Below are 11,550 nucleotides of genomic sequence, written 5' to 3'. Positions count from 1 at the left end.
GGTAGATATGAAAGTGAAATTAGAAGAAAAGCGTAATCGATTCAAGGTGCGTGGATTGCAGGTGAAATCTTAATTGGACCAAGCGGAGTCATTCTTTATACTCTCATGAGGTTATGATTCTACGTGTGAATGAAGCATCTTTGGTCAAGTCATTGAACATGTAGCAGACGATTTCTTCAAACCGTTAAATACTTTGTTTGTAATAAACATAAGGGTACTAGATTCAGTCACTGGTTGACTCAACCTAGTACCCTTTTCGTATCATTGTTTATTTTGTTGGGTGCTCCGCTCACGCAGGACCGCGAGCTCGACCTGTTCCTGTAACCGGTTCTCGAATGTCTCTTTCTCTCGATGGAGGAGCTGGACTTCTAAGTGCAGTTTCTGGTTCTCTTCTTCAAGCTGGTCAAGACGGCGTGTACGAGCTTTTAAGTCGTCGACAGCGTCCATAAGACTTTGATTTTGCCGATAGAGCTGGCTACGTTCATCTTCTAGCTTTTTCATGTCTCCTTCTAGATGAAAAACTGTTTTTTTCTGCTCTTTTAGTTCTTCTTTGTTAGACACACGTTCTGTTTCCAATGCGTCTTCAACGATTCTCTTTTCAGCGATTAGTTGGTTGATTTGATCTTGTAATTGAGTGAGTGCAATTTCATGTGACGACACCTTTCGCTCATACTCCTCTTGGAGTCGTTCAGCTTCTGCAATTACGCTTTGTTCAAGGTCATGAATGGTATTTTTATATCGCGCGTTGATTCGCTCATGTTCTTTTTGTTGCGTTTCTAGTCGAGTGGCTCGTTCATTGAACAGGGCAAGCACTTGATTCAGTGCTGCTTCGAGTGATTCGTTCTCCTTGACGACTAAGGGGTCCGGTGACTGTTTATCGGCCAATGATATTAATTGCTCGAATAATTGGTTGGTTGATATTTGACGTTGCTCCATTAAACGCTGAATATGTTCTTTCACTTCTTGTGACACGCGGAATGACGTCACCTTGGTCTCGTTTGATTCCAATTCTAATCCCTCATTTGGTTATTATTTTGTATACAGCATATGTAGTTCCTATATTTAAATCATTTAAATACAAGTTGTTATAAAAAAAATCACTCATAAACTGGCACTTTGTGGTGTAGGAAGGTATACATTTCGACGTCGAAATGTATACCTTCCTACACTTTTTACTTATGAGAATGTCTCAATAGTAAGCTAGTAGTCGAATCATCTATTTAATCCTAGCGACTAAGCAACAAAACGCTTAAGACAATTCCTACTTTGTTTTATTACATCATATAAGAGATGACAGTAGTTAACAATTTAAAGCTGTATGAGTTCAAAATAAATACGACCCAACTAAATACGAATCGAATTAGTGTTTTGAGAGAAACAATAAGCTTAAAGAAACATACAAAATGGACACGAATATATAGATTGACAAATAACGTTTACAGTTGTAAATTTAAATCGATTACAAACGTAAACGAAAAGAGAGGAGAAAAAATGCTTTCGAAATTTCAATTATCTGATTTGCAAATGGTTAATCACTCTACGCAGCCTGTAGTCTTAAAGTTCACCACCGATTGGTGCCCGAGATGCCGTCAGCTCGCACTACTATTTGAAAGCGTTGCTGAAGGATATCCAGATGCGTTTTCTAGACAAGAATATAGCCAATGAAGACTGAATAGCGAACCCAAAAACATAATGGTTGACAGACGACGTTTACGATTGTAAACTTAAATCAAACAAAATGTTTACGATTGTAAACTTAAAATTTGGAGGTTAGACAAATGGCTGAACATGTCGAAAAACAAATCACGGATTCAGAATGGGAAGTCATGCGTATCGTTTGGGCCCAAAATCACGTGACCAGTAAAGAAATCATCGAGGTATTGGAAAAGAAGATGAGCTGGAAGCCTGCGACGACGAAGACATTCATTGGAAGGCTCGTGAAAAAAGGGATGCTCTCAACCGAGGCCGAGGGGAAGAAATTCATCTACTCCGCGAACGTCGTTGAAGGTGACGTCATCAGAGAGACGTTACACGATCTACTCGATCATATCTGTGACAGGGATGTCGGGAACACAATCGGAACGATGATCACACAGGCGACACTGAGTGTACAGGATATCGAGAATCTCAAAAAAATCCTTGAGATGAAGGAAAGTGAAGCGGTGGAGGACATTCCATGCACCTGTACCCCGGGTCAATGCAGATGTCAGGACCATTCTTGTGGATCCAGACATTGAGTTTGAAATGATGTCATGAATGTAGTGAATAGGAGGAGACTCAAGATGAAAAAAACGATTTTAACGATTAAAGGTATGTCATGCGCTCATTGTGTCAACAAAGTCGAGTCAGCACTTGAAGGTCTGAATGGGGTTGAAAGTGCGAAAGTCAACTTAAAGAAAGGCATCGCAAAAGTGAAGTACGATGAAACACGACTAGATGTGAATGAATTTAAAGAAGTTGTGGGCGAGGTCGGTTACGAAGTCGAATCAGCCCAATAATAATGGAGGTAAGACGATATGGAGAGTAAGACATTTGCCGTGGAAGGGATGACCTGTGCGTCCTGCGTTCAGACAGTTGAAAAAGCAACAAAAAAATTGCCTGGCGTAGTGACCTCCAACGTCAACCTAGCGACTGGGAAATTGAGCATTCATTACGATGAGACGAAAATCTCGCCGCTGGATATTCAGACGACCGTCGAGAAGGCTGGCTACAAGGCCTCAACCGAGACCGAGCAAAGATCATTTGTCATCACAGGGATGACTTGTGCCTCGTGTGTGCAGACGATTGAGAAGGCCACGAGGAAAATGGTGGGTGTGACTGAGTCGAATGTGAACCTGGCGACAGAAAAATTAGTCATTCGATATGATCCTCAGCTGGTGACTGTATCAGATGTCGTCCGAGTGGTGGCAAACGTCGGATATGAGGCAAGAGAAGATCAAGAATCAACGGATGGCCAAGATACAGAGAAAGAAAAGAAACTGAAAAAAATTCAATCGATGTGGAACCGATTTGTAGGGTCGGCGATTTTCACGATTCCATTACTCTATGTGGCGATGGGGCATATAATCGGCCTACCCCTACCGATGGCATTGCATCCAACGATGAACCCAGAATTGTTCGCTGTCTTGCAGCTCATGATGACCATCCCAGTGATGTTGTTCGGATGGAAATTCTTCTCCGTCGGATTTAAGACATTGTTCCGAGGGCATCCGAATATGGATTCACTTGTCGCCCTAGGGACGAGCGCAGCCTTCTTCTATAGCGTCGGTGCCACCATGGCTATCCTCTCAGGTTATGAGGGATACGTGAATAGCCTCTACTATGAGACAGCCGCAGTCATTCTCACGCTGATCACATTAGGTAAATATCTTGAAGTCCGGTCGATGGGTAAAACATCCGAAGCGATTGAAAAATTGATGGGACTGGCACCTAAGACGGCAAAGGTCGTCCGCAACGGACAAGAGTTAGAAGTATCAATCGACGAAGTCATCGTCGGCGACACGATTATCGTAAAGCCTGGTGAGAATATTCCGGTGGATGGCGTGGTTCTATCAGGTAATACGTCTGTAGACGAATCCATGCTGACCGGTGAAAGTATCCCTGTTGAAAAAAATGTGGGTGCTCAAGTCATCGGTGCCAGCATCAACAAGAACGGGATCATCCAATACCGAGCCACGAAAGTCGGTAAGGATACAGCGCTATCTCAAATCATCAAATTGGTCGAGGATGCACAGGGCTCTCGAGCTCCTATCGCAAAACTGGCCGATATCATCTCCGGATACTTTGTACCGATTGTCATCGTCGTCGCGATCCTTTCAGGAATTGCATGGTATTTAGGCGGTCAGACCGGCCTCTTCGCCTTGACGATCACGATTTCAGTACTGGTCATCGCCTGCCCTTGTGCACTAGGTTTGGCCACACCAACAGCAATCATGGTGGGTACGGGCAAAGGTGCTGAGAATGGTGTGTTGATCAAGAGTGGCGGCGCCTTGGAGACGACCCATAAAGTCCAGACGATCGTGTTCGACAAGACAGGGACGATCACTGAAGGAAAACCGAAAGTGACAGATATCGTGACAGTGAATGGACATCAAGAAGATGAGTTGTTACGCTTGACCGCTTCCGCTGAAAAAGGGTCTGAACATCCATTGGGCGAAGCAATCGTAAGAGCGGCAGAGGACAGAATGATGCGTGTCATGGATATCGATCGTTTTGAAGCCATCCCAGGGCACGGGATCGAAGTCCTGATCGACGGAAAAGTCTTGCTTGCCGGAAACAGAAAATTGATGAAAGACCGCGGCATCTCACTGGATGTCCTTGAAGGCGCTTCAGACAAACTCGCACACCAAGGCAAGACGCCGATGTATATCGCGATTGACCAACAAATCGCAGGGATCATCGCTGTCGCAGACACCGTCAAAGAAAACAGTCGTAAAGCCATTCAGAAACTTCAACGAATGGGTATCGAAGTAGCCATGATCACCGGAGACAACAAAGGTACGGCCATGGCGATTGCGAGACAGGTCGGGATCGATCGGGTACTGAGTGAAGTGTTACCTGAAGACAAAGCGAACGAAGTGAAGAAGTTACAGGCCGAAGGGAAGAAGGTCGCAATGGTCGGTGATGGAATCAATGACGCACCAGCCTTGGCCCAAGCAGACATCGGAATCGCGATCGGTTCGGGTACTGACGTTGCGATCGAATCTGCAGACATCGTCTTGATGCGAAGCGATTTGATGGATGTACCTACAGCTGTCGAATTGAGCAAGTCAACCATCCGCAATATTAAACAGAACCTGTTTTGGGCATTTGCCTATAATGTCATGGGTATCCCGTTTGCAATGGGGATTGTTTATCTACTTGGTGGGCCCTTGTTGAACCCGATTCTTGCTGGAGCGGCCATGAGTTTAAGCTCAGTCTCGGTCCTGGTGAACGCACTCCGTTTGAAACGATTCCAGCCTTCGATGATCAAATAAAAGGAGGAATTGGGATGGATAGAGATCTACAGCTCGAACTTTACACGCGTCCGACGTGTTCAGATTGTCAGGATGCCAAAAAATACTTAAAAACAATCTCAGTTTCTTATGTGAACAAAGATGTGGGTGTGAACCTTGACCTTGAACAAGAAATGGTAGCGATATCAGGGAATCGAATCGTACCACTGTTTGTCTTCTACAAAAAAGGGATGCTCAGAAAAAGAAGAGTAGTGAAGTACTTTGTTGGCTTCGAGAACAACAAAGAAGAGATTCTAACATTGCTACGATAAGCAACGATAGCTCACTCTCAGAACCTGTTGAAAGCGTGTCGCGCAATGAGGGACACGAACATAAGGTGGCGAGGGTGTAAAAAAATCGATACTTTTACACCCTACCCATGTATGGTAATTAAATAATCAGGAGGAACATATAATGAAAAAATCAACATTTCAGGTAGCGGGTATGTCTTGTGGATCTTGTATCAATAAGATTGAAGGACACGTTGGAAAGTTAGCGGGTATTGAATCAGTGAAGGTCAATCTTTCGGCGGGAGAGGTGGACGTGACGTTCGATGAAAGCCAACTCACACTTTCTGAGATTGAAACCGCAATTCAAGAGACTGGCTACGAGGTAACGGAGGCGACCGTTAAAATCGGTTGTTCTTGCTGCAAGTAATGGAGGTCGAGTGACGGTGCGATCAAGGACTACACAAAGGAGTGTTAAACGTGAAAGACCATGGACATCATCATATGAAGAACTTGACGGGAAATGAAGTGTCTGTAGAAGCTAAATATGAATTCGGGAAAATCAGTATCGAGTTAAAGGATCAACATCAGCAAGCCCCGGAACTCGAAGTCAGCCATGAAAAGGAATTCCATTTGATTCTCGTGAACGAAGACCTAACTGAGTACCGACACCTCCATCCGTTTAAAAAGGGTGAGGGTCGATTCGAGCACCCCGTCCAACTTGAGGCAGGGGCGTATAAACTCTTCGTGGATATTCAGCCTAAGGGACTGGCATATCAAGTGAAGCCGGTTCACTTACAGATTGATCATCAGTCCTCTTCCTCTATCGAATCGTCACTTAAAGTGGATGAGCGTCTGACGAAGACGATCGAAGGTCATACCGTCGAGCTGTCGATTGACTCTTTAAAAGCGCATGTCCCGACTGTCTTCAGCTATGACACCAAAGAAAGTAACCCGGAGCCATACCTTGGAGCACTTGGTCATGTCGTCATCTTGGATGAAGCCGGAGAACAGTTTATCCATGTGCATCCTTCTTCTCATGATACGACGGAATTTGAGACGGTCTTCCATAAACCTGGCCTATACAAGGTCTGGGCCGAATTCCAGTTCCATGGGACTGTGCACACCTATCCTTTCGTCATTCGTGTCTCAGATTGACCATGAGCGACCCATGGTTCCTCGTTGGGTCGCTTTCCTGTAATCGTTGTAAGCATAATTTTCGAAGGAGAGGACTCAGATGATAGAAAGTGAGCGGCTGGACACTCATGGTGATCGGAAAACCAAGATGAAATTCATCCTTCTACTCGCGTTACCAGCGGTTGCCGAGAATTTTTTCCAAACGTTGCTCGGATTTGTCGATACGCTGTTCGTCTCAAGAATCGGCCTAGCAGAAGTGTCAGCGGTAGGAGTGACGAATGCCATCCTCGCCATCTACTTTGCTGTCTTTATGGCAATCGGTGTGGCAGTAAACGTTTATGTCGCCAATAACTTAGGCTCAGAACGAATCGAGCGCGCGAGACATATCGCGCAGCAGGCCATCGTCCTATCTGTCGTGGTCGGGGTGACCTTTGGGGTCGTGACGCTATTTTTCGCTGAGCCTCTCCTGCGGTTGATGGGGGTGGAGAATGACGTTTTAGAAGCTGGTAGCACCTACTTCAAAATTGTCGGGATCCCATCGATCGTGATGGCATTGATGTTTGTGCTCAGTAGTATCTTACGAGGTGCGGGAGATACAAAATCACCGATGAAGGTGAGCATCGTCATCAATGTCGTCAATATTGTGCTCGACTATATGTTGATTTTCGGTTTTTGGATCATCCCCGAACTTGGTCTCGTCGGAGCGGCACTCGCGACCGTCATCGCCCGGCTCGTCGGGACGCTCTTATTGATGAACTATATTCGTAAGACGGAAGTGATCGCCTTCAAGAAAGATTTCTGGAGACCGGATCTCGAGCACCAGTTGGAGCTCGTGAACCTTGGAAGCCCGGCGGCTATCGAGCGATTGGTCATGAGAGCCGGACAGATCGTGTATTTCGGATTCATCGTGGTACTCGGGACGAACACCTTCGCCGCGCATCAAATTGCAGGGAATCTAGAGGTGTTCTCTTATATGTTGGCATATGGTTTCGCGACAGCAGCAACCATTCTCGTCGGTCGCAACATCGGAGCGGGAGACCACGAGACCGCCAAAGAATATGCCAGATTGAGCACGTTCATGGCGATGGGCTTCATGTCCTTATTCGGGGTCGTCTTATTCTTCTTCGGAGGATGGGCAGGTTCACTTTTCACCGACGATCCCCAAGTCATCAAAGACATCGATGTCGCGTTAAAAATAGCAGCGGTCTTCCAGCCTTTCCTAGCAGTTGTCCTTGTATTGACCGGTGGATTCCAAGGAGCGAACAATACGAAGTTTCCAATGTATCTGACCACGATCGGTATGTGGGTGATCAGGACTGGGGCAGTATATGTATTGGCGATTCAGATGCAGATGGGCATTGCAGGAGTGTGGATCGCCATCGGTCTAGACATCGTCTTTAAGGCGATCGTCCTTTGGATTCAATTCAGCCGAGGGCGTTGGATTGTAGTGGAATCCGAACCGCAGAAGCCCTGTCATCCCAAAACTAAGCATGAAGACGTGCGATGTATAAATAATTATTAACACTTGACTGAAATTGTAGGAAAGAGCAAAGTTGTTCTTTCCTTTTATCTTTTCTGAAAAAGTTATTAAAGGAGCCCGTCACGCCGATCTAAAGAAATCGAATCAGTGGTGAAAAACACACATATGTCATGCGGCCTATAGCTGCTCGATTATAAAAAAAATGGATATTTTTTTGTTCAGTATAGAAAAAACATGGTCTTCGTCAAAAAGAACCAGGTAATTAAGAAAGTTATTGTTTATTCAAATCCATATTAGTTGTCAGTCGATGAATATGAACGGCTAGATAAGCTAGTTCCTCATTAGGAATTGTCACACCGTGCAACTGTTTAAGGTAGTCCCGTACTTTGAATGAACCATTCATGGTCTTTGGGTAGATGTTCGCAATCTGTTCAAATAGTTGATCGGATTCTTCATTCAATATTTTTCCAGCATAAAAGCGTTCAGCGAAATATTTCACATGTGTGATGAATCATGAATAATGAATATCTTCTTCATCGGTTTCAATATTGTAAGCATATCGAATAAGGTTCACAATACTCCCAATCATCTTGGCGTAGCGCATGCCATCACGTGTTTCTTCTCTTTCTCCTTGCGCGTTGATAATATGAAAAGCAATATTGGCTGCCTCTTTAATAGGCAGTTCGATTTTAAATCGTTCATTCATGAGCTTGACCGCATAATTTCCAATCTTGAATTCTTGTGGATAATAGTTTCGAATTTCCAAAAATACTCGTTTGCTGATAGTAATACCTTTATAATAACGTTTTACCGCAAAGTGAAGGTGGTCTGTCAGTGTTAAAAAGATACCGGCATTGAGCTTTGTAGCTAGCTTTTCCTCAGCTTATGCAACGATTTCTCGAGTGATCTCGACGAATTCAGGAGGAATTTCAGTCACCAGTCCTATGAACTCTTTAATACGGACATCGTCAGCGGGTATGAACATTTGGGAGGCTTCAGGTGGAGCGACAACATTTCCGATTTTCTGCCCGAAACCAATTCCTTTTCCAATTAAAATGTACTCAAGCTTTGATTTGTCCTCGACAATCACGACACTTGAATTTAATACTTTTTTGATACGAATCATTCCATACCTCCGTCTTAATTCAAGTCAGATCATCTCCATTTGAAGCTATGACTTTTTTATACCAGTAGAACGAATCTTTTTTAATCCGTTCTAGGGTCCCGTTCCCTTCGTCGTCCAAGTCTACATAGATGAACCCATACCGTTTCTTCATTTCTCCCGTACTGGCTGCAATCAGATCGATTGGACCCCATGCCATATAGCCAAGTAACGGAACCCCGTCAATCGCGACTGCTTTTTTCATTTCTTCGATATGACTCCAAAGATAGGCGATACGATAGTCATCATGTACTTTCTTGTCCGGCGTGAGCGTGTCAACGGCCCCAAGACCGTTTTCAACAATCATAAGTGGTAACTGATATCGATCATACAAGTAATTTAAGGAATAGCGTAAACCTTTCGGATCGATACTCCATCCCCATTCACTTTGCTCCACATGCTGGTTTTTATAGCCTGTCTTCACGCCATTCAAACCAGAGAATTCGAGAGGCGACTCCTTGACGATAACGTGAGTTAAGTAATAGCTATATGAAATAAAATCAACAGGACCACGATACAATGTATCGGCGTCTCCTTCTTCAAACGGCAAAGAGATATTCTCGCGCTCTAATTCTTTTTTAATGTAGTTCGGATATTTGCCACGACAAAGTACTTCACAGTAGTACTGCATTTTATGCATGAATTCCTCAGTTCGTTGGACGTCATCTGGGTCTGGGGAGTTTGGATATGCGAAGTGGCCATTATACATCATCCCCACTTTGTTCTCTGAATCAATTTCATGGGCAAGTGTCACGGCTTTGGCATTCGCCAACATCTGATGGAATGCACCGATAAACTGTGATTCTTTCGTTGAAGAAGGGATTCCTCCCCCCATCCATGGTTTTGTCGACATGACATTGATTTCATTAAAAGGAATCCAATATCGGACTTTACCTTTATATCGAGTAAACATGGTTTCGCAGTAGTGAAGGAAGAAGTCGACCACATCACGATGAAGCCAGGAGCCATATTTCTGTAATCCTAGCGGAGTCTCGAAATGAAGAGAATCATGAAGAAGCACCATCTCCAGTGTCGGATCAAACCCAAACGAAAATGGAAGTCTCAGGGTGAGAGTATCGTCATCGCCCCTGACCTTCTCAAGCGAGACTTCACTGCCAGTAGACCGAATAAGAAGTGGGTGACGGACATCACCTACATCCAATACGGGGGCACGACGAAGTACCTCTCCACGATCATCGACCTATTCAACAATGAGATTGTTGCCTATAAGCTATACGATCATCAACAGACGCCCCTCGTCATCGATACGTTAAGGATGGCGTTGGAGAGTCGGAACAATCCCGAAGGGGTTATCATCCATTCAGATCAAGGAAGTGTCTATACATCGTATGCCTTTCAAGATTTCGTAAAGAGGAAGTATCTGACGAGCAGCATGTCTCGAAGAGGCAACTGTTGGGATAATGCGGTGATCGAATCGTTTCATTCGAACTTGAAGTCTGAGGTGTTCCAGTACGTCAAGTTCAACTCGTTAAGCGACTATGAAGTGCGTGAGCGGGTGAATAATTACTTAACTTACTACAACGAAGAACGGATCCAAGAAAAATTAGGCTACCTCACACCGATAAAATATGGTGTGGCGGTAGCCTAATCAAGGTATTTTTATTAGTGTCTCATACAGCTAGGTCAGTCTAATCTTTTCTTTTTTTTTAGGTTACAAATAGTTCATTGGGTTGACACTATTCGCTGCAGAATAACTGCTGTATTTATAACTGTTTTTATGAATCTCAAAGTGCAAATGATTTCCGAACGAGTTTCCTGTATTCCCAACTGTTCCAATCTTCATACCTTTAGAGACTGTCTGACCATTTTTTACCGAAAGGCTGTTCATATGAGCATAAACGGTTACGTATTTTTGATTCTGTAGACTATGTGAAATCATAACGTGTTTACCGTATGCACCGCTGTTTTTAGATGTAATGACTTTTCCACTGGCAGAAGCGTAGACGGGTGTGCCTTTTGCTGCAGCTAGCTCAACGCCATTATGGAATGTATAACCGTAAGCACCATTAGAGTTTCCGTATCCTTGGGTCAGCCGACCTTCTGTAGGAGAAGCAAAAAGAGAGTTATTATATGATGTTTTTTTGGCAACGTGGCTCTTATATTTTTTTAGGTAAGAACTATAGATATACCGTGTGTTTCCTTTGTAAAGGACTTTTGTCCAAGCTCCTTTTTTTCCTAAATAAGAAAAGGTCTGCCCAGTGTTAGTGATGCCGACAATTTTGTGATTGAGAGAAGGACCAGTCCGAACACGAAGATCGTCTGTCTTCACTTTTACGTTATATGCACTACTTGCTTCGACTTTTGGACTATGCATCGAAAAATTTGTTGTGAGTAAGACACTAGAAGCGATAAGTATTACCTTGTTTTTCATTAGTTGTACTCCTTTAAAGATAAAGATACAGTGACGAACGATTTGTTAAAAGGAGTATAGCATCACTATATTACAAAAAAAGTATATCAAATTCATTTCAAAAATTGACAAGAGATTTAATCAAAAAATGCATAGTTTTTTCACAAACGGATTTTATG

12 protein-coding genes and 1 pseudogene are annotated in these 11,550 nt (G+C 43.8%); 9 read left to right on the top strand and 4 right to left on the bottom strand.

Annotation, left to right across the window (positions count from 1 at the left end; translation table 11 throughout):
- Positions 1–261: 261 nt before the first annotated feature.
- A complete protein-coding gene (locus DPV68_RS14710; protein WP_198662340.1) occupies positions 262–972 on the bottom strand; it encodes a hypothetical protein in 711 nt (236 codons plus the stop codon).
- 318 nt (positions 973–1,290) lie between these two features.
- Here DPV68_RS14710 and DPV68_RS15210 point away from each other — a divergent pair, with 318 nt between their 5' ends.
- The 8 genes from DPV68_RS15210 (at position 1,291) to DPV68_RS14670 (ending at position 7,880) form a co-directional block, all read left to right on the top strand.
- Positions 1,291–1,665 (top strand): thioredoxin family protein, encoded by a 375-nt coding sequence (locus DPV68_RS15210; protein WP_114167506.1) that lies wholly within the window; start codon positions 1,291–1,293, stop codon positions 1,663–1,665.
- 113 nt (positions 1,666–1,778) lie between these two features.
- On the top strand, positions 1,779–2,237 hold the full coding sequence (locus DPV68_RS14700) for a CopY/TcrY family copper transport repressor (RefSeq protein ID WP_034781861.1): 459 nt from the start codon (positions 1,779–1,781) through the stop codon (positions 2,235–2,237).
- Between the two features lie 45 nt (positions 2,238–2,282).
- Positions 2,283–2,498, top strand: a complete 216-nt coding sequence (locus tag DPV68_RS14695; RefSeq protein ID WP_029336168.1) for a heavy-metal-associated domain-containing protein — start codon at positions 2,283–2,285, stop codon at positions 2,496–2,498.
- An 18-nt stretch (positions 2,499–2,516) separates the two neighbouring features.
- On the top strand, positions 2,517–4,976 hold the full coding sequence (locus tag DPV68_RS14690; protein WP_114167505.1) for a heavy metal translocating P-type ATPase: 2,460 nt from the start codon (positions 2,517–2,519) through the stop codon (positions 4,974–4,976).
- Between the two features lie 14 nt (positions 4,977–4,990).
- Complete coding sequence (locus DPV68_RS14685; RefSeq protein WP_029336165.1) at positions 4,991–5,266, top strand: glutaredoxin family protein; 276 nt, start codon at positions 4,991–4,993, stop codon at positions 5,264–5,266.
- 142 nt (positions 5,267–5,408) lie between these two features.
- The gene (locus DPV68_RS14680; RefSeq protein WP_051627724.1) at positions 5,409–5,651 is read left to right on the top strand and encodes a heavy-metal-associated domain-containing protein; all 243 of its coding nucleotides are present in this window, start codon (positions 5,409–5,411) and stop codon (positions 5,649–5,651) included.
- A gap of 74 nt (positions 5,652–5,725) precedes the next feature.
- Positions 5,726–6,379, top strand: a complete 654-nt coding sequence (locus DPV68_RS14675) for a hypothetical protein (RefSeq protein ID WP_029595502.1) — start codon at positions 5,726–5,728, stop codon at positions 6,377–6,379.
- A gap of 127 nt (positions 6,380–6,506) precedes the next feature.
- Positions 6,507–7,880, top strand: coding sequence for an MATE family efflux transporter (locus DPV68_RS14670; protein ID WP_232819669.1), 1,374 nt, complete (start codon positions 6,507–6,509; stop codon positions 7,878–7,880).
- Between the two features lie 229 nt (positions 7,881–8,109).
- Here the strand turns inward: DPV68_RS14670 and DPV68_RS14665 are convergent.
- Both DPV68_RS14665 and DPV68_RS14660 read right to left on the bottom strand, forming a co-directional pair.
- Positions 8,110–8,964 (bottom strand): annotated as a pseudogene (locus DPV68_RS14665) (PRD domain-containing protein).
- 19 nt (positions 8,965–8,983) lie between these two features.
- Complete coding sequence (locus DPV68_RS14660; protein WP_114167503.1) at positions 8,984–10,024, bottom strand: glycoside hydrolase family 1 protein; 1,041 nt, start codon at positions 10,022–10,024, stop codon at positions 8,984–8,986.
- Between DPV68_RS14660 and DPV68_RS14655 the strand changes: the two genes are divergently transcribed.
- A complete protein-coding gene (locus DPV68_RS14655) occupies positions 10,010–10,609 on the top strand; it encodes an IS3 family transposase (protein ID WP_051627790.1) in 600 nt (199 codons plus the stop codon). The two genes, DPV68_RS14660 and DPV68_RS14655, sit on opposite strands and share 15 nt — an antisense overlap.
- A gap of 63 nt (positions 10,610–10,672) precedes the next feature.
- Here the strand turns inward: DPV68_RS14655 and DPV68_RS14650 are convergent, their stop codons facing one another.
- Entirely contained in the window at positions 10,673–11,392 is a 720-nt protein-coding gene (locus tag DPV68_RS14650) for a peptidoglycan DD-metalloendopeptidase family protein (RefSeq protein ID WP_114167502.1), read from the bottom strand.
- Positions 11,393–11,550 lie beyond the last annotated feature (158 nt).

It is taken from the genome of Exiguobacterium sp. TNDT2, assembly GCF_003331145.1.
In the GTDB taxonomy this organism is placed as follows: Bacteria; Bacillota; Bacilli; order Exiguobacteriales; family Exiguobacteriaceae; genus Exiguobacterium.
The sequence above is the reverse complement of the archived record's forward strand: the minus strand, read 5'-3'. Positions and strand labels throughout refer to the sequence as shown.